The 25,671-nt window shown below is 57.0% G+C and carries 16 protein-coding genes and 3 tRNA genes; 3 read left to right on the top strand and 16 right to left on the bottom strand.

Annotation, left to right across the window (positions count from 1 at the left end; translation table 11 throughout):
* Window positions 1–21 precede the first annotated feature (21 nt).
* The 3 genes from ALQ04_RS25520 to ALQ04_RS25510 are packed head-to-tail and all read left to right on the top strand — an operon-like array spanning window position 22 to window position 5,738.
* Window positions 22–2,430, top strand: a complete 2,409-nt coding sequence (locus tag ALQ04_RS25520) for an ABC-three component system protein (protein WP_122318579.1) — start codon at window positions 22–24, stop codon at window positions 2,428–2,430.
* Entirely contained in the window at window positions 2,420–2,989 is a 570-nt protein-coding gene (locus ALQ04_RS25515) for a hypothetical protein (RefSeq protein ID WP_054092849.1), read from the top strand. The genes ALQ04_RS25520 and ALQ04_RS25515 overlap by 11 nt, the downstream gene beginning before the upstream one ends.
* A complete protein-coding gene (locus ALQ04_RS25510) occupies window positions 2,982–5,738 on the top strand; it encodes an AAA family ATPase (protein WP_122318578.1) in 2,757 nt (918 codons plus the stop codon). Before ALQ04_RS25515 ends, ALQ04_RS25510 begins: the two co-directional genes overlap by 8 nt.
* A gap of 932 nt (window positions 5,739–6,670) precedes the next feature.
* On the opposite strand, the gene ALQ04_RS25500 is transcribed toward ALQ04_RS25510, so the two are convergent.
* The 16 genes from ALQ04_RS25500 to ALQ04_RS25415 all read right to left on the bottom strand — a co-directional run.
* Entirely contained in the window at window positions 6,671–10,723 is a 4,053-nt protein-coding gene (locus ALQ04_RS25500; protein WP_259645091.1) for a hypothetical protein, read from the bottom strand.
* The gene (locus tag ALQ04_RS25495) at window positions 10,710–13,028 is read right to left on the bottom strand and encodes a hypothetical protein (RefSeq protein WP_221033423.1); all 2,319 of its coding nucleotides are present in this window, start codon (window positions 13,026–13,028) and stop codon (window positions 10,710–10,712) included. The genes ALQ04_RS25500 and ALQ04_RS25495 overlap by 14 nt, the downstream gene beginning before the upstream one ends.
* A gap of 430 nt (window positions 13,029–13,458) precedes the next feature.
* Entirely contained in the window at window positions 13,459–14,772 is a 1,314-nt protein-coding gene (locus ALQ04_RS25480) for an integrase arm-type DNA-binding domain-containing protein (RefSeq protein WP_122318574.1), read from the bottom strand.
* Between the two features lie 233 nt (window positions 14,773–15,005).
* Window positions 15,006–15,082 (bottom strand) — tRNA-Asp (locus ALQ04_RS25475).
* 122 nt (window positions 15,083–15,204) lie between these two features.
* A tRNA-Asp gene (locus tag ALQ04_RS25470) sits at window positions 15,205–15,281 on the bottom strand.
* Window positions 15,282–15,336: 55 nt separating this feature from the next.
* Window positions 15,337–15,412 (bottom strand) — tRNA-Val (locus ALQ04_RS25465).
* Window positions 15,413–15,593: 181 nt separating this feature from the next.
* Entirely contained in the window at window positions 15,594–16,358 is a 765-nt protein-coding gene (locus tag ALQ04_RS25460; RefSeq protein WP_122318598.1) for an SDR family oxidoreductase, read from the bottom strand.
* Window positions 16,359–16,369: 11 nt separating this feature from the next.
* Window positions 16,370–17,581 carry an O-succinylhomoserine sulfhydrylase gene (locus ALQ04_RS25455; protein ID WP_122318573.1) on the bottom strand — a complete coding sequence of 404 codons (1,212 nt, stop codon included), beginning with the start codon at window positions 17,579–17,581 and terminating at the stop codon, window positions 16,370–16,372.
* Window positions 17,582–17,600: 19 nt separating this feature from the next.
* Window positions 17,601–19,109: an amidophosphoribosyltransferase gene (gene purF, locus ALQ04_RS25450; RefSeq protein ID WP_122318572.1), complete on the bottom strand. Its 1,509-nt coding sequence runs from the start codon at window positions 19,107–19,109 to the stop codon at window positions 17,601–17,603.
* Between the two features lie 12 nt (window positions 19,110–19,121).
* The gene (locus ALQ04_RS25445) at window positions 19,122–19,709 is read right to left on the bottom strand and encodes a CvpA family protein (protein WP_122318571.1); all 588 of its coding nucleotides are present in this window, start codon (window positions 19,707–19,709) and stop codon (window positions 19,122–19,124) included.
* A gap of 86 nt (window positions 19,710–19,795) precedes the next feature.
* Window positions 19,796–20,473 carry an SPOR domain-containing protein gene (locus ALQ04_RS25440; RefSeq protein ID WP_122318570.1) on the bottom strand — a complete coding sequence of 226 codons (678 nt, stop codon included), beginning with the start codon at window positions 20,471–20,473 and terminating at the stop codon, window positions 19,796–19,798.
* On the bottom strand, window positions 20,457–21,764 hold the full coding sequence (gene folC, locus ALQ04_RS25435; protein ID WP_122318569.1) for a bifunctional tetrahydrofolate synthase/dihydrofolate synthase: 1,308 nt from the start codon (window positions 21,762–21,764) through the stop codon (window positions 20,457–20,459). Before folC ends, ALQ04_RS25440 begins: the two co-directional genes overlap by 17 nt.
* Entirely contained in the window at window positions 21,761–22,681 is a 921-nt protein-coding gene (gene accD / locus ALQ04_RS25430; protein WP_122318568.1) for an acetyl-CoA carboxylase, carboxyltransferase subunit beta, read from the bottom strand. The genes folC and accD overlap by 4 nt, the downstream gene beginning before the upstream one ends.
* Window positions 22,682–22,920: 239 nt before the next feature.
* Window positions 22,921–23,541, bottom strand: coding sequence for a phosphoribosylanthranilate isomerase (locus tag ALQ04_RS25425; protein ID WP_122318567.1), 621 nt, complete (start codon window positions 23,539–23,541; stop codon window positions 22,921–22,923).
* A gap of 60 nt (window positions 23,542–23,601) precedes the next feature.
* Window positions 23,602–24,423: a tRNA pseudouridine(38-40) synthase TruA gene (gene truA / locus ALQ04_RS25420; RefSeq protein ID WP_122318566.1), complete on the bottom strand. Its 822-nt coding sequence runs from the start codon at window positions 24,421–24,423 to the stop codon at window positions 23,602–23,604.
* 155 nt (window positions 24,424–24,578) lie between these two features.
* Window positions 24,579–25,671 (bottom strand): FimV/HubP family polar landmark protein (locus ALQ04_RS25415; protein ID WP_310886518.1); only part of this gene is annotated, 1,093 nt, incomplete at its 5' end.

Genomic DNA, 25,671 nt, shown 5'->3' with positions numbered 1-25,671 from the left:
ACTCAATGCTAGGAGCAAAAATTGGCTGAAGAAGCAGTATCATTCATCTCCCCAGAAGACGAAGCGGCTGTTCGAGGGGACAGAACTCAAGCTCCCGAACTGTTCACCCTCGACTCCGGTCAGCTACCTTTCGAACGAATGGGTGATGCTCATTTTGAGCTTTTGGTCGCTGATGTCTTTCGCGCTGAACTGAAAGCTGGCTCAGAAGACTGGTTCGACACTGTAAGTCGTCTAAATGACGGCGCAGACCAAGGGCGTGACGTAATTTTGTTCAACGATGGCAATCCCGTCGGCGTAATTCAGTGCAAGCGCTTAAAGACAACACTTGAGCTCGAAGCACTGATTTATGAGATCTGTAAATTCTTTTTATACGCCCACATCAGACCTCAAATCTGCTCGGCTCCGGGAACTTCCTTTAGATATTACGTGGCAGTTGCCGATAGCGTCAGCACCAAGCTTTTTGAGTTTATGCAAGGCACGGGGCAGGCGCGCTTTGATGATTTGCATGCGACCTTCCAAACCAAATGCGGCACTGTGCGCACAAGGTCTGAAACCCTAAAAAAACACCCACTGCTCAAAGACCTCTCAAAAGCTGAGCTGTGCAATATTGTCTGGCAATGGATACCGCACTTACGGACTGCGGTTTTCAAGAAAGATAGCCTTTCAAGCCTCGTGACGAAGTACCCAACAGTAAAACGTACCTATTTCCAACTAGAATCCGATAGCGCCGCGATTATCGAAAGCATTCGTGACTATCTAGTATCTCAAGGTGGAGCGCTTTCAGGTGCTGACGAACCGTACCTGAAAAAGATCCGTACAGAGTACATTGATCGGGAGCTGTGTGAGGGCGATCAACTCAATATCGGACTCATCCAAGGTAAGGATTTAATTCCTTTTCTACAGACCATGCTTGCTCCAGAAGTGGGGATATTCGAGCAAACTTTTGGTAACCGCCCCGTAGTGCTCGCGGCAGGTTCGGCAGGCGCTGCTCCTGGGCAGTGGAGCGACATAAACGCCCTTGTAAAAGCCTACCCAAATCCTCTCGTATTCGTAGTCGGATGCGGAGAGGTCACCGGCGCTATGTTGATCGACTGGACTGCAACCGACGGAATGTCGTCCATAGACCCTTTTTGGAAGCCGGCACCCGCACAGAAATTCAGGGCGGGATGGTGCTGGGTAACCGACCCTGCCGAAGGGCTTATCAACTGCTATGTTCTGGTCGAAAACGAACCCAATAATACTGACTTTGATCGAGGTAACATTTCTCTGAGGCTTGCTTTCAAGGATCTTATCGTCTGGCCTACCTTAGGAAATGATTTCACTAATCCACTCCAGAATAAAAACTCTCAATTGCGGAGAATTATCGCGAGCCAAGCTGACGATCGGCAACGGCGACAGAATCTGATCCTCGCCTCTCAACACATCTCCGACCTCAAGGGGATCGCTAAATCTCTGCCGGATTACCACGCAAGACGGCTGGCTTCTTCGGTTGTAGTTGCGGCGGCCAACAGTGAGCAGCTGCGAAATTGTGCGATGAAGATTCACAGCGCAACCGGGATTTTTCCAGCTTCAGACGGAGCACACAGCACCCGCTCGAGCCTACCAGGGATACAGCCTCCAAGCCGTGTCATGCGCAGGAGCACCAGTGGTGGGATGACGCTCACGCTGACATGGGACGCGAATGGGTCTCTGGAGCGTGTGAAGGGCCATAGATTGCAAGATGGTGTAGTCGAAGATGACCTGGAACCAGCTGCGCTAGAGTTCCACGAACTCTTCGACCGTCATCCGCCGGACGCTTATTATCTTGACGTGGTAAAGGAAGAATTCCAGCGGCTTGACACACTCGTGCAAGCAGGAAGCATTAAAGACTCGCAGGGCTTTGCCTATCAGACCAGGTACGGAGTAAGGCCCGATAACGATTTTACGTTAGAAGAGATGGCCTCCTCCGGAAAATATGTGATGAGAGCTGTGAAAGCGCTGAGCTACCTCAAGTCTCACAAAGACTCTGCTTGGATCAGCGAGTCTGGGACGAAAGGTCACCTGCAGTTCAGCAACGCTGAAGGCGAGTACAACGTGCTGGCGTGGGCAAATGACGATTTCGGTGTAAGAGATATGGCGAACGACCTTTACCGATGGGCTAGAGGTACTGCCAATCATCCACAACTTGTTGTTTTCGCCAATTGCATTGGTCGCGTTGAGGATGCCAAGCCCGGTGAGACCACCGAAGATGAGGAAACCAGTCCAGAGCGCTTCGACATTTCAGCTCCACCGAACAGAAAAGACTCCATCACCGATGTAGCAATGGTGAATAAGGTCTACTTCTTCGCTCTCGACGGGGTCGAGTCTATGTATGACAAGGCAAAGGCTATACCCGCTGAAGATTTTATGGATGACATATCTACTCGCAGGAAAACACTAGATGCTCAGTGACCTGATTAAGCTCTTGGATGAGCGAGCAACCGAAGCCGGGTTCACATCCCCGGAGAATGGTGTCTTGACGTTTATAGACGATCCTCACTGGCCGGGCCCTCCTCCAACGACTCAATTGAAGTATTGGTCGACTACTTTTGCATCTGTTTTGCTTGTGCGCGTCGACGGCGCTACGGCGGAGGAAGCCTGGATAGAAACAAAGCATGCTGAAGCGTTTCTAGACGCAGGACTCCTACGGCTGGAAAAAAAAGGATCCGTTGTGGATGGCTACTTGGTTCTAGCGCTGACTCATTCAAATGAAGAGCTCAAGCGATTCATTATCGACGTTGAGAAAGACACGAGGTTCGTCAGGAAGCACGTCGTGTACCAGGATGTCGAAGGCTGGCAGCGCTGCCAACGTATCACCCCCCTTGGTTTGGCAGGACCCTCTGAACAAGCTGACTACTCTCAATTCGTCCCTGAAAATCAAGAGATGACTAATCTGCTGGCATCTCTGGCGACATCAAAAGGAAAGGAACTCGCACGCACTCATGGAAAGAAGTGGGATTTGAATGAATAACTTATCTATTAAATTTATTTCGGTAGAGATCCAAAATTTTCGCGGCGTGCCGGATGTTCTACGAATACCGCTGAGCGCACCATTAACGATTATTCACGCAGCCAACGGCACCGGTAAAAGCACCATATGCTATGCACTAGAATGGCTGCTCACAAATAAAGTAGGCGACCTTCCAACAACCACAGATTTTTCTTGTCAGTGGGGATCAGGAAACACCTCTGTAAGCGCCGTCTGTGAGATAAATGGTGAGATCTATCAGCTAGAGCGGGCCAATGGCAAAGCCGCAATCAAGAAACATGATGATCGCAGAAAGCGGCAGATTAGAGACGCGGCTCTACTCGAAATGCTCACGCCAGCATCTGTTTCCGGTAGCAGTACCCAAGCAACGACCAAGGCACGTCGGGACTGGCTACGCAATTGCAGGTGGCTATACGCAAACTCCTTGGCCCTTCTGGTAGACAACAGTGAATCGGCGCTCCGACAACAGATATTTGCGGACATATTGGGGCTGGGCCACCTTGCGAGCACACTCAGCAATTTAAAAGAATACCGGACTGAGCTTCCCAAAACCCAAGGTTTGGAGACAAAGCTGCAGGCGCTTGTGACAGAAATCGAAGCGCTTGAAGCAAGGCTTTCTGAAAGCCGGCATGAGCGCGACCAAGTCGCTCTCAAGCTGAAGGAGGTGCTAGCTGGATTTCCAGACACTCAGTCAACAGGAAACCTTCTGCATGATTTCAAAACTGTTCAATTGAAGGTGGCCGGGCTACTGCAGACGGCTACGCGTCAGAAGACCGTATTGAGTTTGTTGCAGGAGGGATGGGCGGGATACGAATCCGGTCTTCAGCAGTTGGGAATCAACCGGGATTTGCTGAAAGAGATTACTGAAACCATCGCGAAATTGAACAATGAACACAGCCAACTAGCTGAGAAGCTCTCTGCCCTCAATGCACAAATGGGCCAAGCCAAGATTAATGTTGACTGGGCGCGAAAAAATACCGAAATTCTGGATCGCTGGGACACCATCATTGCCGATCCGGTCTTCGTCCAGCGGTTCCCTCAACCCGATATTTCCTTCGAATTTTTGCAGCAAAACTTCGTTGAATATGGCTGGGATGCCGACCGGCAACAGCGATGGCTGAATGCTCTCGAATACTTGATCAGCCAGAAGAGCACCTTGTTGGATCTCCTCCAACGAAAAGAAGATTTGCTACGCAACCCTGTCTTACCACCAGCAAACTTCGTTCAGACATCAAAATCTGCAGATGAGGCCAAGCAAGCGAGAATAAAAGCTCAAGCCGAATTCGACGCTTTATCAAGCGTTATAGATCGTCTAAGAGCTCTCGGACATGAAGCGATGAAAGCTCTCACGAGTGGTCATTGCCCCTTGTGCAGCCATGACTGGAAATCGGCTGACGCATTGCACGAGCACCTTACTTACGCTGCTGCAACACCAGAGTTGCAGGCGGCCAAAAGCAACCTGGAAACGGCTCAGGCGACCGAGCAGCTGTGGAGCTCATCATTACAAACCGCTAACCTACAGCAATCTTCAGCTGAAAATTATTCTGCCCAGCTTAAGTCTGTAGCCGACAAACTGAAGTCAATTGACGAGAAAACAAGCTATTTAGCAACCATGAATAAAGCTGAGTTCTCAGCTTCTGACGTCAACAGCTTTGAATACCTGCTAACCAGTATCAGAATCGCGCTTGATGCAAAAAAAATCGCAGATGCAATGCCAAGGATTGATGAGTTCTTTCAGCTGCCGTCTTCAGTCAACGCAAGAGATGGGGTACCTGCTGCACGGAAGGCCCTGATTCATTACACCCAGCATTTCGAGCAACAACTTAAGTCGGACGGTGCAGAGCAACCGGCTCTCACCCGCTCCGTGGCCGAGAAGCTCCAAAGTATTCAGGCCAAAACCCAAGAATCTCACCAGGTCAACGCCAGCATTGCGGCGGTTTCTGAAATAGTAAATCGTTTCCAAAGCCAATGGAACGAAGTCAACAGCGGTCTCCCAGTTTCAGTGGAGTTGCACGCCGCAACACAAACTCGCGTGGAAGGAGAACTCGCGAGAGCGGAGGGATATGAACTTAAAATTAGCGAGTGCAAAATCCTCCTGAGTGTCGATGACGACTCCGAGAGATTGAGGAGCCTTCACAAAGAAAAGCAGGTGGTTACAGAGAAGCTCAAGGCAGGCCAAAGCCACATAACAGCCGCTGACAATGCGATCGGTCGATACAGCGATCATGTTCGTAACGCGACCGTTTCGAGTCTATCCCCCCTTTTAGGCCCAGCGACTGAATTGTTCTCGCGGATGCACGCCAACGAGGTCTATCACAAGCTGAGTGTCTCTGGGGACGATTTGAACTGGATGGTACTCGCTGAAGGTCACGACACACCGTTGGAAGCTCAAGAAAAATTGAGCCAAGGACAGCGGCAAGACCTGGCGCTATCGCTCTACCTTGCCAGAGCAAAAAGTACCGGCGGCAGTTTCCTGCTAGATGAGCCGATCGCCCATCTGGATGACCTGAACCGCGTAGCTATGCTGGACATTTTCAGACTCGCCGCAACGTCAATGCCGAACATGAATTTGATCCTTACTACCGCAAGCGACAGTTTAGCCCGACACCTGATGCAGAAATTTTCTAGCATTTCAGATAAGCAGCTATTGAACACAATCTATCTGGAAGGAAACCCGCGTACGGGCGTGAAAGCGACTGTAAATGGAATTCCAACCGATACAGCGGCGTAGTTTTCTAGGAATTGGAGAAACCACTGGCCCGGGAGATTAAGCATTTCCTGACTCAGCAGCCGAAACTGATACCACCCGTTAAAAAATGAAAGCACATAGTTGGCCTGACAAGCCTAACTCCAAGGATCAAAAAATGGGCCGAGGAAAAGAGTTCTTTCGAGGGATGACGAAAACCCGTCTAAAGGAGGTGATTCGGGAGGAAGTTGCAGCGGTTGATTTCGGACAGGAATTTGAGTCCTCCCTCATTTCCGACCTCATACTCCTGAAACATTACCACTGCGCAGCGCAACGCCTTCGCCCTAGTCTCTTTCGAAAACTACTCCGACACGGAGCAGCTTACGATTTCCAAGGCTACTTTCCAGCCCATGGCTGGCACGGAGTCTCATGGACGCAATGCCTCGACTCTCGAGATGAAATGGCCTGGTTGGATCGCGCGCTCAGGGATGCCGCACACCCTATAATTTCCAGTTATAGGTCGACACACCCAATTTGCGAACGGTGCGGGAACAACCCCTCAAGTGAAGTTGACCACGTTTCTCCTGAGTTCAACGTTGTGGTCACCCAGATCATTCAGACGCTTAGCCCTCCTCAGATCGAGGAGATATTTTCCCGCTTTAACTGGCTGGACAAAAAGCCATTCTCTTTGCCGCTAGGGCACGCTGCTTTGCAGCTTCTTGATGATGCTCATCAGACTGCGATCCTCCAAGCCGTATGCAGGCCGTGCCATGTGCTCAACGGGAATGAACGGCGGCGCTGAGCGATTCGGAGACTGGGGATGAATCCAAGCTGGCTACCTCCTCGTGAGTAATCCCCAGCAATTGGACTTGCTGGCACACAGCCCGCTTATGAAGGCGTCCACGAAACCCGGGGCGATTCAGACTTCAGGTGCGTGATCAGCTAGCAAGCTTGTGCTTGCCGATTCACTGCGCTGGTCAAGGAACGACAATGCGATCTCCAAGCCGCTTTCGTACGGCTTCTCTCAACTGGACTTTGCCGAGATCGTCGAGAATTGAGGCTGAAAGAGGTTCGGAAGCCATCAACAATTGACGTCCAGGATGATCCGGTTCAAGCAGATCGAGGATTCGATCGGCAGTCGTACGATCACCCCTGGCCATAGCGTTGGCGCCAACCAGCAGCAGAGCGCGTCGCTTGTTCGAGTTGGCGACCCGCTCAAAAAGTTTAAGGGCATTTTTCGCGGAAGCATGAGCCCCGACGAGATGAGCCGCTGACGCGGCGAGGATTGGCGGCGTACTCAGCAGAAACGCGGATGTCAGATGCGCGACAATGCTAGGGTCTACGAAATCGGCGTCGGCCAGGGCTTCAATGGCGTCGAGGCGTATCCAACGGGCTTCCGGAATATTGACGAGGTTCAATATCTTCTGCTGGATTCTCGCACTGCAGCAATTCGCTGCGACGATCAGGGCATTTCGGCTAAGCGCGCGGTCGAGCGTTGTGGTGGCAAGATCGAGAAGAGTATTGCCGATTGCATCGGATAAGGGACCGTTCACTGCAAGGGCAACGACCGCCTCTTGCGCAATATCAAAGCTCTCGGGCTCGTCGTAGTGCGGTTCGGCGCTCGACCAAGTGTCATGTATCAGAAACAACAGCGTTTTGAGGTGATCCGGGTGCGGCCGTTCTGCAAGCAGGGCGACTAAGGCGCGGCGAACGCGGCTTCCAGGATCGGATGCCATTGCGAGGATTGCAGGCGGCAAGGGGTCCGGGAATGTCGGCGCCAGATGTAACAGCGCCGTACGGCGCGCATCGGCGCGCTGGTGGCGAAGCGCAGCCTCAACAAGGACGGTATCGCCAATCGCAATCGCCGCCTCGGTCGCACTGACGGCATGCTCTGTACGGCTGGCAATGGTCAGCCACTGGATGATCGCTGGCGAGGCGTCGCCACTGCTTGCAATGATGACCGGCACGACAAGGTCGAGCGCATCCGCATCGAGTTGCGAGGCACAAGCCGTCAGGAATAAGAGCGTCGGACCCTGGACCTTACGAGCTTTCCGCTTCCTAGTCGGGAGCGCTTTGTAGATTTCCTTTAGTTCCCTTGGAAGCGCGTCCGTAATCAGACTTAGTGTGGCCGCAGGGCTGTCTTTTCCGAGTTGCCGGCAGGCGCGCTGCATGGCAGTTAGCAGGGTGACTTGTCGATCAGGCTGTCCACTATTCACCTGGAATGCGGCGACCAAGGAATTTGGTGCGACCATCAAAGCTGTGGACGCAAGCTCGTCACGCAGATCCACCTCGGAGGGGACTGAGCTAATCCGCGCCGTAAGCATAGGTTCCAGCGCTTCGCGCCAGTGCTCTCGCGCTGCCGTCCAAACATTTGACTCCTCATCCATACCATTGCCCGCTACAAGAATGGCTCGAAGCTCGCCTTCACCCACCGGTCCGGGGGAGGCTGAGAGCGCCTGCGCCCAGGCACGGACCAATTCCGCTACGCGCGGATGGCTGGCAAGAACCAGCCAGCGACCCTCTACGCGAAGTTGGCGGATGTAGGCATCGATGAAGACACCGGATGTGTAACCGTCGCCTTCATGGCTCGACTGCGCGGCCTCTTCAGCGGCATGGTCACGTTCGCCATCCTCAATTGCACGCCATTCCTCTCGGCCACTCTTAGCGTATTGACGGTGGATGCTCGCACAGTCATCCAACGCAGCCTGCACTATCCTCTCGAATCCCGCTAGATCACGCACGGCGCCGGCCGCGACAGCGTTAGCGTTAAGCTCGAAGCCGTGGCCGACCATCTCGTGCGCGGCGTCGAGATAGGCGGTGGTCAGGTTGGGGGCGAAGCGATCGAGCCGCTTAGCGAAGTCCGCTCCGTAGTCCCCTCGGTCGAAGCCAAGCTCCTCACGAATAAATCGCGCGGCGACTTTGGACCCGATGGGGCTCGCGGACACAGTGTCGTACCAGGCATCGTCAAAGATCGGCGGCTGCCAGTTACGGGTGAAGAAGGAAGCCCCCCGCTGTGTACCTTTCAACAGCCATCGCGCCACGCGACTTGGTATCGAGGCATCGCTACCCACCTCGGACGCTAGCTCCAGCAATGGTGCGAACTTGGAGCCGGGGTCCAGGAGGCTTTCGTCCAGCCAGGCATCGATCGCTTCCTGGCTGTCGGAGTCAATTGCGAAGGTTTGCTCAACGTCCTGTCGGCAAGCGAACGTGCGAGCAACTTCATAAACTCGTGCTGCCGTTTCCATGCCCCAGTTGCGATGCGTTGACGGCAGCTGAACGAGCGCGGCGATCAAGGTCTCGATCGCAAACTCGCTCTGCCCCCAGTTGCTGCTTGCGAAGGCCTCAAAGCCTTGGCGGACGCTCGGGTGAGCGAAGGCGATCGTGCGGGCCGGCTGCCGCAGATGGCGGGACGCGACCATACGGTCTACGAGGCGATCCAGGCCATCGCCTAGTGCTCGATCAAGTCCACGTAGGGCGCGTTGAAGAGCGTGAAGTTGGCCGCGGTCGAACTGGCCACGCGCCGCCAGCAGCGCCCAAACGATGGCTGAGGTTCCGCAAGTGTCGATGGATGATAGAGCTCTGACGACGACACCTTCCACCGCATCGCGCTGCGCCAACTCGAGCAACCGGCGAAAGAAGATATGGTCTTTTTCCCCGGCATCGGGGCCGGTTTGCATGTGGGCGAAATACAGCTCTATCTCGAGCGGCGTCCCAAGTTTGTCTAGCACTTGATTGCGAAACGCGTACGCCGTGGTTTGCAGAGCGGCCGGTAGCTGATCCATGCGATTGTCATGAATGTCGCGGAGTTGACCATCCCGATACTGGCCGGCATCCAACTCGACTGACCAGGTGTTGAGACTCACCCCGACCTTGGCGCTCTGCATCATGTCGCTGCGGGACGTGATAACGAACTGGTGATCCGGCGTGGCCTTGGCGAGTAGGCGCGGTAGCTGCTCGGTCCATGCTTCGCTGCCCCCGCGAAGGCTAAATTGGCCCCACGGGTCATCGACATAGAAGAGTGTCGATCCGTTGTTAACGACCTTACGCGCGCTGGTCGGCGAATCGTCAGCGCCGATCGTAACGACTTCCAACGCACCATCGCGCCGTCGCGCGATATCGCATAGCTTGAGCGCCGCTTGCGTCTTGCCCGTACCTGAAGGGCCCATAATCACGACTGCATTCTTGTCGTTTAGGATTCTGAGCATCTCATCGAAGTTCGCAGGCGCCACGAAATGCTCGAGGCTGGCAGAGCTGGCCAGGAACCCGCCGTGCGTCCTAACCGTCGCGAGAAGATCGTCGCTCGTCCATAGACCAGGCGTGCTGCCTCGGGTCCTCCGCTTAGCTTCGAGACGCAGCTTTGCAATCAGATTTGGCTGCTCGACCTTCGGGACATGCAGCAGGTCCGACATCAGTTCCCGGATATCGGATGCCAGCTGCTTTTCGGTGAGCTTGCCCCAGATCGCGACGCGACCTTCGGGCGAAGCTTTCAGTGTGGCATGAAGGCTCGGAGGGAAGCTTACCTTGTCGGATACCTCTTCGAAGCCTTCGACCAGCAGGTTACGCGCGACACCCTTGGTGTCGGCATTGGTCACGAGCAGATAGTGGGTGTTCGGATCGTCGAGATGATGCAGTGCTTTTCGGCGTCCACCTTTTTTGTCGGAACCGTGCTTGAGCAGATCCTCGAAATCTTCGACCGACCAGGGCTCGCCGTTGTCCATTTTGACTTGGATAACAAGCTTGTATCCGCCAGAGACAGCCGCACTGGGTTGTACGCGTCCTGGCACGTTGGGCTCCAGATCCGCCTCCAGATCTTCCTCGTTTGCTGGTTCCAGCACCAGGCGCGTAGCCGCTTTGGAAATGAGGAGGAGTTGCAGGGCTGCGAGGATAGAGACGTCTAGCTGATAGTCGAAGCCGGCTTGAGCGGCGGCCGCGCCCCGCAGGGGACGCCTTGCATCCGCGCTATAGGAGAAGGATGTGTCCGACGCGTCGGACTGCGATTGCTTGATGTCTCGACTATTATTTATCGACATCGTCGAACACCGAACGCTTTGTCACTACGGGGGTGGAAGGCAGAGCTTCCTCCTTCTTTTGCGTCACGATGTGCGTCCAATCCGCTTCGTCTTCAGAGCTTTCATCATGCTCGCGCTTGCGCTCTTCAAGCGCCTCGACTGAGCGTTTCACGTGATCTCGCGCGTCGTCGATCAAAGCCGTGGCGTCCGCGTCGACACCAATCGTCTCAATGCGATCAAGCACGCTGAGAAGCTTTTTAAAATGGCTGTCAGGCTCTTCGTCCAAGTCAGCGTCGGCGGCGATCTCATCGATCCTCTCTTCGAGCGACGGCAGCACAGTTGTCCGCAGCGCCAAGCCCACACCGATAAGCCTTAGCGGCGGTATGACCGCTAGCATCTGTGGCTCGTCGAAGAAGGAGACGTCGAGACCGTTGAGCACGGCAGATTCCAGCCTGTCGGCTAACTCAGAGCGCAGATCGTTAGGCAAGACGCTGAGGTGATGAGCACGTGCATAGGTGGCGATCCGGGGATCGTTGCTAGTTAGATCAGATTGCCAGCAGGACCGTCGAAGTAGATTGGGAAATTGCTCGACGGCTTTGACGAACAAGGCCTCGCTCGAACGATAGGAGAGGAAGTGGAACAGCATCCAATTGCGGTGCAATTCGTCGGGCGTGCGGCCAAGTCGTGCGACCAGAGCGTCGTCGAGGGCTGTCTGGATGACAAGCGCATCTCGAATGAGCGGCGAGCCCTCGCACGTGAAACTGCTGAGAATGGTGTCGATAGTCGCGCCTCGTATGAGCGCCGCCATCATATGGGGCTTCTGGCGCAGAATCTCCGTTAGGGCGTCGGAGATCGTCGGATGGGCGAAGGTCCATTTTGATCCGGAAAGCTTCAGGAACGAGCCCTTCAGCTCAGCGAAACAATCCTGAATCTTACTGAGAGTGTACCCAGTCAGCTCGGCGACCGCCTGTGCGGCCGAAGCGTCATGATCGCTAGGATCGAATCCGGCCTGATGGACATACACGAGGATGAGCGCGGCCTGCAGTTGATCATCTAAGGCGTTGACGGTATCAATCAGATGCTCTGTCGGCTCCTCCATAAAGCGTACGAGTGAGCTTTCGCGGGGCGCTAGGCCCTTGGTGAAGTTTGGGTCCCCGAGACGTTCGGCGATCCCTGGGAGAAAATCGCGAACCGCAGCGACAGCGGTTAGATGCGGTTTGATGCTCGATCGCCAGCTCTGGCTCTGCTCACCGAAATTCACATGATTATAGAGAATCTGCGTCTTCTCCTCGAACGTCAACTCGCCGACATCCACCACCGCGCTACCGTCTGCGAATTGGGCAAGGTTGCGCTGCCCGAGCCGGCGCCGCGCCGCTTCATAGATATGTTTTCGGGAAGTTAGAAGAAATCGATTGCCATGTTTGATCGCGGCCCGCAGCTTGGAGAAGGCAGACGTCCAATCCTGCACATAGTCGTCGCGTAGCACATTGGAGCCGAAGGCATCGTCGATCCAGAAGAAGCGTCCCGGATCATTAGGATTCCAACCCGCCTCAAAGTCGCGCGGGCTGGTCAAAGCAAGTACCGTGTTGTCTGGATTCTCCGACGCTATGGTCGACACGATGGCGCCAATCGCCGATTTACCGCTAGAGGGATTACCGAGTAGCAAAACTACGCCGTGCTCGGCGATCGCGTTGACTGCATCGCGATGAGCCTGCGTAGGTACATAGGTGCGAAGCTTTGGAATCCAGCTGTCAAGCAACGCCCGGCTCTGCTCGCTGAGCCGCTCATCTACGATCGATGTGAGGTCGCCTAGGCCGTAGACCTGCGGAACGAGGGCCCGGAGGCGCGGGCTGCTCCTGATAACACGGACGATATACTGGCGACCGAGAATGTGCGGCTTACGCACGCCAAGCGCGCGGAGTTTGGCACGCATTGCGGATGCGACGGGCGCATCTACGCTCATGTTCGTCATGAAGGCGTAGGTCTCTGCTTGACCGGCTTTGACCAGTTCCTCGACATGAGCAATCTCGGCGGTGAGATCACTGAGCTTCAACGCCTTTGCGGCATCGGACGTATGCTTGCATTGCACGGTTCCGATCAGCAGAGCGTCGCTTTCTGCAGAAATGAGGAAGACCGCATCCTGACCGCCGTCTTGAGCTTCGCGGAAGATTTCCACGGGCCGGCCAATCACGACCTCGCATACCTGGGAGCATAGATCCTGAAATGCGCGCCAACCGATGGTGTGAAGCGCTAGATCGCTCCAAGGGCCGTTTGCTCTACGTTTGGCCAGCACAGAAGACTTGATTAACACAGTCTCGCGCTTCATGCAGTGGCAACAACACGTGAAGCGCCGACCGGCACAGGAGGGATCTTCGCGTCTGTGAGGTCGCAATTTGCACCCAAATAAAGACGGTATTTGTATTTATAGAAGCAGCGCTTTGCCACCTCTCTAGCTGACGGCAGACAAGAAGGAGGATCCATGGAAAGCCTAGCACCGCACATCAGTAAGAGGCTGGCGGTGTTCTCAGGCGTCAAGCAACCCCCCCACGGAGAAATATCTCGCCTACCTGATTCAGCTGCGATTTCGTCGATCCAGTTGATCCAATTAGTAGCACTCACCGTGTTCCTCACTTGGGCTTTCTCAAAGCCCTTCTTCCCTGATCGGTGATCGAAGGAGTCATACCGCAATACGTCACTCCCTGGTCTCCTCAAATCTATCCTGTCCGACCTTGATCGCATAGCCTGACTTCGGACTGCTAATCAGCAGGTACCCGCTTCACGCTCAGAAATTCCGTTGAAGGTCGCACGATTTGCGGCATGTAAGCTTCAGGCGCAGGGAGCGGAACGCCAACCTCTAGGGCATCTAATAAGTCCGCCCAGTATTGCATCATCCTACGTCTCGGCTCGACGTATTCTGCATGATTGTATGCAGCCCGAATTTGGTTGTTATCAGCGTGTGAAAGCTGCGCCTCAATCCACTCTTCTACAAAGCCAACCTCGTTGAGCGCCGTTGAGATGGTGGCCCTGATGCCATGACCGGTGAGCCTTCCTTTGTAACCCATCCGGCTGATCGCGGTATTAAGGGTATTTTCACTGATCATTTCCTGCGGTTCGTATCGGTGAACCAGCAGATACCGCGCACCGCGCGCCCTTAACTGCACCAGCCGCCGCACAATTGCAATTGCTTGAATAGACAGTGGGATCACATAAGGTGGGATCTCATTCCCCTGTGTTCGAACACGACTCCGGAGTTGCTTCACACCCTCCGGCGGCACCAGCCAAATCCCCTTGTCGAGATCGAATTGGTCTGGGGTCGCCGCCCGCAGCTCTCCTGTGCGCACCCCTGTCAGCAGCAATAGCCGAATACCAAGCCGTGTTGCTTCTGCACACCCATAGTGGGTAACGGTCCTGAGCAGTCCTGGAAGTTCATTTACCTGGAGGAAGGGATTATGGCGAACTGGCCGCGGCGTCTCGGCAACGATATCAAGATCTGCTGCTGGGTTCACATCAACGAGCCCTTCCGCCATGGCAAAACGAAAGATCTGGTTGAGCCAGGTGCGTACCTTTCGAGCAGAAACCAGCGCCCCTCTGCGCTCAATTCGCCTAATGAGCTCCAGCACGTCACCACGAGAAATATCTGAGATCGGAAGATTGCCCAAACACGGCAGCATGTCCTTCTTCAGGTATTTACCGGCTTGCCCTGCACTGCCTTTCTTACTTTTCGTCAGCTTTTTACTTCGGAACTCATGCCAGCGACCAGCAACCGCTTCAAACGTGTTGTTGGCGGCGTGAGAGGCTTTTTGGCGCTCGGCGCGACGATGTGAGCGGGGATCGATATTGTTGGCCACCAGAGCACGTGCAGCCTCTCTCCGCTGACGAGCCTCCTTGAGGCTAACGTCAGGATAGGTGCCGAGGGAAATGCGCAATTGCTTGTCATGCCAATAGAAACGGAAATGCCAGCGTTTCGAACCCGTCGTAGGCACTTGCAGAGATAAGCCATCCCCATCAGTTAACGTATAAGGCTTGCTGGCGGGCTTGGCTTGCTTGATCGCTGTATCTGTCAGAGCCATCAGACACCTCCTTTTGGATCAAGGAGGGGAATACAACCCAGCGGTAGACGGACCAATACGAAAATTGATGCGCAAGGAATCGTAAAAGGCTGTGCCAGCGGTGTACTTAAATGTGTACTTAAAAACCGTGGCTGGAGATGGATTCCAGTGGAATTCAGAAAACGAAAAAAGCGGCTCAAGGCCGCTATTTCCGTAGCTTCCAGGCGTTCAGTGGGCCTTAGTGGAAGCAAATATGGCGCAGCGGACGGGACTCGAACCCGCGACCCCCGGCGTGACAGGCCGGTATTCTAACCGACTGAACTACCGCTGCGTATCGCTTGTGAAACTCTTTTAATCGACCTGAAACAAACTTTCGGTAGTTTGAATCACTGCCTGATTGAATAGCCTTTCGGCTCTTCAATCCCGGACCCGGCGAACCCGATCTGGATAATATGGCGCAGCGGACGGGACTCGAACCCGCGACCCCCGGCGTGACAGGCCGGTATTCTAACCGACTGAACTACCGCTGCGCATGTGTTGCTTCAATCTTGAAAGCCCTCGTACAACAGCTTTCAACCTCAACGATGGTGGGTGATGACGGGATCGAACCGCCGACCCGCTGCTTGTAAGGCAGCTGCTCTCCCGGCTGAGCTAATCACCCTTTGCTTCGCTGAGGCCGCGAAATTTACGCACCTACCGTACCTAAGTCAATACCCTGCTTGAAGTTTTTTTCAAAAAGCCGAAAAAAGCCATTACTGCGCAACACCTTCAAGGGACGGATAAAAACAAAAAAGGCGCGATCACTCGCGCCTTGCTTGCAGCTCACAGCATGAAGCTGAAGCTCATTCCACATAAATCATCTTTCTGCTCATGCCGCCATCGACCACGAACTCCTGACCGGTGACGAACCCGGCATTCCTCGACAGCAACCAGGCCACGATGGCCGCAACATCTTCCACAGTCCCTACCCGGCCTGCCGGATGCTGCGCATGATCGCTCTCGGACAGCGGTTCGGCACGACGCGCGGAAGGATCGCGTGCATCGATCCAGCCAGGACTCACGGCATTGACGCGAATCTCGGGACCAAGACTGATAGCCAGTGCATGAGTGAGGGCCAACAGGCCGCCCTTGCTCGCTGCATAGGCCTCGGTATCGGCTTCCGACTGTCTGGCACGGGTTGAACTCAGGTTGACGATGCTGCCGCAGTGAGCGCGCAGATAAGGCGCACAATGCTTGGCCAGCAACATCGGACCACTGAGGTTGACGCCCAGCACCCGGTTCCAGTGAGCCAGATCGAGGCTTTCAAGGGTAGTGTTGTGCGGATCGGCAACAGCGGCGTTGCAGACCAGCGCATCGAGGCGACCGAAGCGCCTGAGTACCTCGGCCACACCTGCGGCCACCTGCTCTTCGCTGGCAACGTCCATGGCAATGAACAGGGCGTTGTCACCCAACACCCCGGCCACTTTGCCGCCACGATTACGGTCAAGATCCGCCAGCACCACCTGCCAGCCTTCGGCGATCAGCCAGGCAGCGATGCCCAGGCCAATCCCGCGTGCCGCGCCGGTTACCAGCGCCACCCGGCCATTGTTGGTGCTGGCGATTTTCATCGCCCAGTCACTCACAACGCCGCCAGACCGCGTGCCAGGTCTGCCTGAAGGTCTGCAACATCTTCCAGGCCGACCGCAACCCGGATCAGGCTGTCGCGAATCCCTGCCGCTTCACGCTCTTGAGGCGCGAGACGACCGTGGGACGTGGTACTCGGATGAGTGATGGTGGTCTTGCTGTCACCCAGGTTGGCGGTAATGGAGATAAGCCGCGTGGCATCGATGAAACGCCATGCGCCTTCCTTGCCACCCTTGACCTCGAAACTCACCACCGCCCCGAAACCCTTTTGCTGGCGCTGGGCCAACTCATGTTGCGGATGGCTCTTGAGTCCGGCGTAGTGAACCTTTTCAATACCATCCTGCTGCTCAAGCCATTCGGCGACGGCCTGGGCATTGGCGCAATGAGCGCGCATGCGCAGGCTCAGGGTTTCGAGCCCCTTGAGGAAGATCCAGGCATTGAACGGGCTCAGGGTTGGACCTGCGGTGCGCAGGAAACCGACCACTTCCTTCATCTGCTCGCTGCGCCCGGCAACCACGCCGCCCATGCAACGACCCTGGCCGTCGATGAACTTGGTTGCCGAGTGCACGACGATATCCGCACCCAGCTTCAACGGCTGTTGCAGTGCCGGCGTGCAGAAGCAGTTGTCCACCACCAGCGACGCACCCCTGGCGTGAGCAATTTCAGCCAGGGCAGCGATATCCACCAGTTCGGCCAGCGGATTGGACGGCGACTCGACGAACAACATTTTCGTGTTGCCCTTGATCGCCGCATCCCAGCCGGACAGGTCCGCCAGCGGCACGTAGTCGACTTCGATACCGAAACGCTTGAAGTACTTCTCGAACAGGCTGATGGTCGAGCCGAAGACACTGCGCGACACCAGCACATGATCGCCGGCGCTGCACAGGCTCATCACCACGGAAAGGATTGCCGCCATGCCGGTGGCGGTGGCAACCGCCTGCTCTGCCCCTTCCAGCGCCGCAATGCGCTCCTCGAAGGAACGCACGGTGGGGTTGGTGTAGCGCGAATAGACGTTGCCCGGAACCTCACCCGCAAAACGCGCAGCTGCATCGGCAGCCGTGCGGAACACGTAGCTGGAGGTGAAGAACATCGGATCGCCATGCTCGCTTTCCGGCGTGCGATGTTGTCCGGCGCGTACGGCGAGGGTATCGAAACCCACGCCTTCCAGGTCGCTGTCCAGCCGACCGGCATCCCATTCCTGAGTCATGCCGTCACTCCTTGCTCGATTAGTTGTTGTACAGATCGATGATGGCGCTCACTGCCTGGCTTTTTACCTTGGAAGCGTCGTTACGCGCATGCTCGATCCGGTTCAGATAATGCTCGTCGATATCGCCGGTCACATACTTGCCGTCGAAAACCGAGCAATCGAAGTTGTCGATCTTGATCTTCTTGCTGCCGCTGACCGCTTCGATCAGGTCATTGAGGTCCTGATAGACCAGCCAGTCGGCACCGATAAGGTCGGCCACGTCCTGAGTGGTGCGGTTGTGGGCGATCAGTTCATGAGCACTCGGCATATCGATGCCGTAGACGTTGGGGTAACGCACTGCCGGAGCAGCCGAGCAGAAGTAGACGTTCTTGGCGCCCGCTTCGCGTGCCATCTGGATGATCTGCTTGCAGGTGGTGCCGCGCACGATGGAGTCGTCCACCAGCATCACGTTCTTGCCGCGGAATTCCAGCTCGATGGCGTTGAGCTTCTGGCGCACGGACTTCTTGCGTGCAGCCTGGCCCGGCATGATGAAGGTCCGGCCAATGTAGCGGTTCTTGACGAAGCCTTCGCGGAACTTGACGCCCAGGTGGTTGGCCAGTTCCAGCGCAGCGGTACGGCTGGTGTCCGGGATCGGGATGACCACGTCGATATCGTGATCCGGGCGCTCGCGCAGGATCTTGTCCGCCAGCTTCTCGCCCATGCGCAGACGCGCCTTGTAGACCGAGATGCCGTCGATGATCGAATCGGGACGCGCCAGATACACGTGCTCGAAGATGCACGGTGCATATTTCGGGTTGGCCGCACACTGACGGGTGAACAGCTTGCCGTCTTCGGTGATGTAGACCGCTTCGCCCGGTGCCAGGTCGCGAATCAGGGTAAAGCCCAGTACGTCCAGGGAGACGCTTTCGGAGGCGATCATGTACTCGACGCCTTCGTCGGTATGACGCTGACCGAAGACGATCGGACGAATTGCATCGGGGTCGCGGAAGCCGACAATCCCGTAGCCGGTGATCATCGCCACTACGGCATAGCCGCCACGGCAACGATTGTGCACGTCGGTCACGGCCGCGAAGATGTCTTCTTCGGTAGGCTGCAACTTGCCACGCACGGCCAGTTCATGGGCAAACACGTTGAGCAACACTTCCGAGTCGGAGCTGGTGTTCACGTGGCGCAGGTCAGATTCGTAGATCTCCTTGGCCAGTTGCTCGACGTTGGTCAGGTTGCCGTTGTGCGCCAGGGTGATGCCATAAGGCGAGTTGACGTAGAACGGCTGGGCTTCGGCCGAAGTCGAGCTGCCCGCTGTTGGATAACGCACATGACCAATACCCATGTGCCCGACCAGACGCTGCATGTGGCGCTGATGGAATACATCACGTACCAGGCCATTGTCCTTGCGCAGAAATAACCGGCCTTCATGGCTGGTTACGATACCGGCAGCGTCCTGGCCGCGGTGCTGGAGGACGGTGAGCGCGTCATACAGCGCCTGATTGACGTTCGACTTACCGACGATACCGACGATGCCACACATGCGACACAACCCCTACTTAGTGGAACTTGATTTACCGAGCACTTCCTGCGGCATGGTAGCCGGCAGGATCTGCTCCTTGAACGGCAGCTCAGCAGGAACGCTGATGCCGCTGGCGAGCCACTTGCTGGACATCCCGAGAATCAGGTTTTTCGACCAGTCAGCGACCATGAGAAATTGCGGCAGCAGTCGCGACTGCTGCCACCATTGATCCTGTTGTACCGGTCCCAGGCTCAACAGCCCGACCGCTACCACGACAAGCAGGCCTCCGCGCGCCGCGCCGAAGACCATACCCAGAAAACGGTCGGTCCCGGAAAGCCCGGTGACGCGAACCAGTTCGCCGATAAGAAAGTTGACCATGGCGCCCACCAGCAAGGTGGCGACGAAAAGAATGATGCAGCTCGCAATCACGCGGGCCGAAGGTGTTTCTATGTAGTTGACCAGATAGTGGGACAACCCCGCACCGAACATCCAGGCTACTGCACCCGCAATGATCCACGTCAGCAGAGACAGGGCTTCCTTGACGAAGCCGCGCTTGATGCTGATCAGAGCGGAGATGGCGACAATTCCGATAATCGCCCAGTCAACCGGAGTAAATGGCACGGTGCAGCCTACAGACTGATGAGGCGGCGCATTTTAGCAGAGCGCCCGCCTGCCGGTAAGCTGCGATTAGCACTGCGTTACGACTTTTAGCCACGCTCCGGCTGAAAGCGCACCACAATCCCCTTGAGTTTCTGCTGTTTGTCCAGTTGATCGCGCAGACGATCGGCTTCGGCACGTTCGATCAACGGTCCGACAAACACCCGGTTCACGCCATTGGCGGTCCGAATGTAAGCGTTGTAGCCCTGGGTTCGCAGCGTCTTCTGCAGGTTATCGGCATTGGCACGATTGGACATGCTGGCCAATTGCACGGACCAGCTCACGGACAGGCCATTGGCATCGACACCCGCCGGAGCAGCAGGCTTGGCAGCTGCGGCCGGAGCTGCAGGAGTTGCCGGAGTTGCCGGAGCGGGAGCCTGGGCCGGTGCGGGCGCCGGCCTGGCAGGTTTTGGCGCAGGCGCAGGCGCACTGGCAGCCGGCGGTGACGGCGCGATCGGCATGGACGGCGGCTGAGCCTGACTGGCAGCACTCATGTCCTCATCACCCGGCACCGGCTCCTGCGGCAGGATCTGCGGCTCGGGAACAGCCACCGGCTCCACTTTCACCGCCGGAGCGACTGGTGCTTGCGGCGCAGCAGGTGCCTCGACCTGCACCTGACGCACCTCATCCTGGCGCGTGAACAGCATCGGCAGAAAGATGACCGCCACCGCAATCAGAACCAGGGCGCCAACCATTCGCTGCTTGAACACTTTATCCAGCAAAGCCATTTGCCGCTTCCTCGTCGGTGTTCCGGGCCAACCACTCCAGAGCCTCGGCCACACAGTAAAAAGATCCGAACAGCAGAATTTCGTCATCGGTCGTAGCGCGCGCGCACTGAGCTTCGAGTGCCAGCGCAACACTGTCGTAAGACGCTACTTGCGCGCCAAGGTTCTGCAATACCGAATGCAATTGTGCGACAGGTCGACTACGTGGTGTAGGCAATGGCGCCACAGCCCAGTCCTGGATACTGGAAACCAGCTCGCTTGCCACGCCATCCAGATCCTTGTCCGCCAGCAGGCCGAACACCGCAAGACGCTTGCCGCAGACCGGACGCTGGGCCATGCGTTGCGCCAGGAACTGCGCGGCATGCGGATTGTGGCCGACATCGAGCAGCAGGTTCAGGGTCTTGCCCTGCCACTGAAATACCCTACGATCAAGACGACCGGTAATTCGTGCGCCGGCCAATGCAGACTGAATGACCTCGGGCTGCCATGGCAGATCCAGCAACAGACAGGCCTGCAGTGCCAGCGCGGCGTTCTCCATCGGCAAATCCAGCAGAGGCAAAGCGGACAGCTCCACTACCTGCCCCGCCTTGTCTCGACCACGCCAGCTCCAGGCCTGACCCTCAACCGTCAGATCGAAGTCACGACCACGCAGAGACAACGGACAACCCAGTTGCTTAGCCTGCTCAAGCAATGGCGCAGGCGGATCCAGATCACCGCAAAGTGCCGGACGACCCTGACGGAAAATACCGGCTTTCTCGAAGGCAACCGATTCACGGCTGTCGCCCAGCCAGTCGGAATGATCAAGACCGATACTGGTCACCAGCGCAATGTCCGCATCGACCAGATTCACCGCATCCAGGCGTCCGCCCAGACCGACTTCAAGAACCACGGCATCCAGATGCGCCCGCTCGAACAGCCAGAAAGCCGCCAGCGTGCCCATCTCGAAATAAGTCAGGGTGATATCGCCACGCGCCGCCTCGACCGCTGCAAAGGCAGCACACAGCTCGGCGTCGGAAGCTTCAACACCCTGAATCTGCACCCGCTCGTTGTAGCGCAGCAGATGCGGAGAACTGTAGACACCGACCTTCAAACCCTGGGCCTGGAGCAAGGCTGCGACGAACGCACAGGTCGAGCCCTTGCCGTTGGTGCCGGTGACCGTGATCACCCGGGGCGCTGGCCGGACCAGCCCCAACTGCTGCGCCACCTGTCGCGAACGCTCTAGCCCCATGTCGATGGCCGAAGGATGCAGTTGCTCCAGATAGGCGAGCCAGTCGCCCAGGGTTCCAGGGGTCATACAGTGGCCGGTGCCGGTGGAACGACGATAGGTTCCAGGACTGGCGCGACGAACTTGGGAGTCGGCAGGTTCATCATCTGAGCCAGCAGGTTACCCAGGCGCGGACGCAGCTCGCTGCGCGCAACGATCATGTCGATGGCGCCGTGGCTCAGCAGGAACTCGCTGCGCTGGAAGCCTTCCGGCAGTTTTTCGCGAACGGTCTGCTCGATGACCCGCGGGCCGGCGAAACCGATCAGTGCCTTTGGCTCGGCAACGATGACGTCGCCCAGCATTGCCAGACTGGCAGATACACCACCGTAGACCGGATCGGTCAGCACGGAAATGAACGGCAGGCCTTCTTCACGCAGACGCGCCAGAACAGCCGAAGTCTTGGCCATCTGCATCAGGGAAATCAGGGCTTCCTGCATCCGCGCACCACCGGAAGCAGCGAAACAGATCATCGGGCAGCGGTTTTCCAGCGCATAGTTGGCAGCACGCACGAAACGCTCGCCGACGATTGCCCCCATCGAACCACCCATGAAGGAGAACTCGAACGCCGACACCACGACCGGCATGCCCAGCAGGGTACCGCTCATGGAAATCAGGGCATCTTTCTCGCCGGTCTGCTTCTGCGCACCGACCAGACGGTCCTTGTACTTCTTGCTGTCACGGAATTTCAGGCGATCCACCGGCTCCAGATCGGCACCCAGCTCGGCACGGCCTTCAACATCCAGGAAGATGTTCAGGCGGGCACGGGCGTCGATACGCATGTGGTGGTTGCACTTGGGGCAGACGTCCAGGGTCTTTTCCAGCTCGGGGCGATAAAGCACCGCTTCGCAGGAAGGACATTTGTGCCAAAGTCCCTCGGGAACCGAGCTTTTCTTGACCTCGGAACGCATGATCGAAGGGATCAGTTTGTCTACCAACCAGTTGCTCATGCTTTATTTCTCCAGTACCGGTTTGGCTCCCACGCTGGCGATTACATGCCAGGCGCATGCCCTTGACTTAAATTCGTGTAGGTGGCGGCGATTGTCGGGCAGCGATCCAGCAGACCTGCATGCCTCTTCACCCCACTGTTAATCGGCGACACACGCAAATGCAGTCGCTCGTTCAATCCGACCCGCATACTTATGGCGGGGACAGGCTTATGGACGGCGGCAAACCGACAACCGTCACATCAGGCACCGTGGACCGCACTCATGAAGGCAAGAATCTTGTCGCGATCCTTGATCCCCCTGCTCTTTTCCACGCCACCACTGACATCCACGGCATACGGCCTGACCTGAGCGATGGCCTGCGCGACGTTGGCCGAGGTCAGCCCGCCAGCCAGAATCACCGGTTTTCCCAGGTTGTCGGGAATCAACGCCCAGTCGAAGGTTTCCCCGGTGCCGCCCGGCACGCCGGCCACGTAGGCATCGAGCAGCACGCCGCTGGCCGTGCCGTAGGCTCGGCAGGTGGTCGCAATATCATCACCCGCCCTGACCCGGAGCGCCTTGATGTACGGACGGTGATAACCCTCGCACTCCTCAGGCGTTTCATCGCCATGAAACTGCAAAAGATCCAGCGGCACGGCCTCCAGCGTCTCCTGCAGTTCGCACCGACTGGCATTGACGAACAGCCCGACGGTGGTAACGAAAGGCGGCAAGGCGGCAATGATGGCCCGCGCCTGCTGCACGGTTACAGCTCGCGGACTTGGAGGATAGAACACCAGACCGATGGCATCGGCTCCCGCCTCGACGGCGGCCAATGCATCTTCTATGCGGGTAATCCCGCAGATCTTGCTGCGAACGGCTGACATGTGGTGAAAACCTCAGGCCTTTCGGAAAGTCCCGGATGTTAGCAAATGCTTTTCCGGACGTCAGCCGTCAAGCTCGAAACCTGTGAGAAAGTGCGGACCGATGTAGCGTTCAGGCAACGGGAACTCGTCCCGATACTCCACCTGTACCAGATAAAGGCCGTAAGGATGCGCCGTGACGCCCCCGGTGCGACGGATGCGGCTTTCCAGCACCTCCTTCGCCCACTCCACCGGCCGCTCCCCGGCGCCGATGGTCATCAGCACACCGGCAATATTGCGCACCATGTGATGCAGGAAGGCATTGGCGCGCACATCGATGACAATCATCTTGCCATGCCGGGTGACGCGCAAATGGTGCAGTTGCTTGACCGGCGACTTGGCCTGACACTGCCCGGCCCGAAAGGCGCTGAAGTCATGGGTGCCGACAAGGTATTGAGCGGCCTCGGACATCCGCTCGACATCCAGTGGCCGGTGATTCCAGGTGATTTCCTGGCCCAGGTGCGCCGGGCGAATCTGATCGTTGTAGATCACATAGCGATAGCGACGGGCAATGGCCTTGAAGCGCGCATGGAAATGCGCAGGCATGACCCTGGCCCAGGTCACGCTGATATCGTGAGGCAGATTGATATTGGCGCCCATGACCCAGGCTTTCATCGAACGCTCGGCCCTGGTATCGAAATGCACCACCTGACCACAGGCGTGCACACTGGCGTCGGTACGCCCGGCACACATCAGCGAAACCGGGGAATCCGCAACCCTGGACAAGGCATCTTCCAGGGTTTCCTGCACGGTGAGAACGCCTGATGCCTGACGCTGCCAGCCGCAATATCGCGAGCCCTTGTATTCGACGCCCAGCGCAATTCGGGAAAAGCCCTCGGCGGCCATCTCGGCGGCCGGGTTATCTATGTTCGCCAAGGTGCTACAGCCTGTGAGTCTGCGAAAAGGCGGCCATTATACGGACGCCGAAAAAAGACGCCAGTCAACAGGCCGTAAATGCAAACGGCCGCAAAAGCGGCCGTTCACGTACTGCAGGAGCCGAATCAGGCCAGACGCGACAACATATCGCGCGCTTCGCTCTTCTGCCCGTCATCGCCTTCGCTGACCACTTCATCGAGAATATCCCGAGCGCCGTCGGCATCACCCATATCGATGTAGGCCCGCGCCAGATCCAGCTTGGTCGCAGCCTCATCGGTACCCGACAGGAAGTCGAACTCAGGCTCGTCCTCCAGAGCCGCATCTTCAGCCGTGAAACGCGGCTCATCGAGCGGTGGATGCTCAAGGTTCTGCGAAAGACGATCCAGCTCGGCGTTGACGTCCTCGATCTCGGAAGCGAAAGCCTGGGTGGCCTGATCGGTTTCGATCTCATCGGCCAGCGACAGATCGAAATCCTCAGGCAGCTCCAGATCCGCCAGCGCTTCAGGCGTGGTTTCACCCAGATCGAGGGCGTCGTCCTCCAGACTCAACAGCAGATCATCTTCGGTCTTGAGCGCAGGCTCTTCTTCCGAAAGGTCCAGGTCGAAATCCGTCAGGTCATCAGTCCCGGCAGCGGCACGGGCATCGGCCTGCTGCTGCATGATCGACTCGAAACTCAGTTCCTCGTTATCACTCGCACTGGCAACCAGCGGCTCATCCAGCAACAGATCGTCCAGATCGTCGATGATGGCAACCTCGGCTACAGGCGCTTCGTCGAACTCGTCCAGACTCAGATCGAAATCATGATCGAACGCTTCCTCGTCGACGGCAGACTCTGCCACCAGAGGCGCGGCAGTCTCGACAACAGGTTCTGATTCCGGCTCTGGCTCCGGTTCTGGCTCAAGAGCCAGGTCTGGAACCGGATCCTCGGGATCTTCGGCCAGAAGCTCCTCTACGTACCTGGCATCCAGCTCGGCCGCAACCGCTGCGGCCGTGACAGCCGCCGCCGCGACCGCTACCTCGGGAACAACCGAAGGAGTCGGTGCTGGAGCAGGTGCCGGTTCAGGCGCAGCAACTGCCGGAACAGGTTCAACAGCCGCCACTGCCACTACGGGCTCAGGGGCCTTGTCGGTCGAGTCTCGATCCTTTAGCTGCTCGACCTCAGCATTACGCTTTCCCGCAGCCACCAACTTCCGCTCATGGGCCGCATAGGCTTTGTTG

It is taken from the genome of Pseudomonas cichorii (assembly GCF_003700275.1).
Classification (GTDB): Bacteria; Pseudomonadota; Gammaproteobacteria; order Pseudomonadales; family Pseudomonadaceae; genus Aquipseudomonas; species Aquipseudomonas cichorii_B.
Note: the sequence above shows the minus strand (reverse complement) of the source record. Positions and strands in the feature narration are given on the sequence as shown.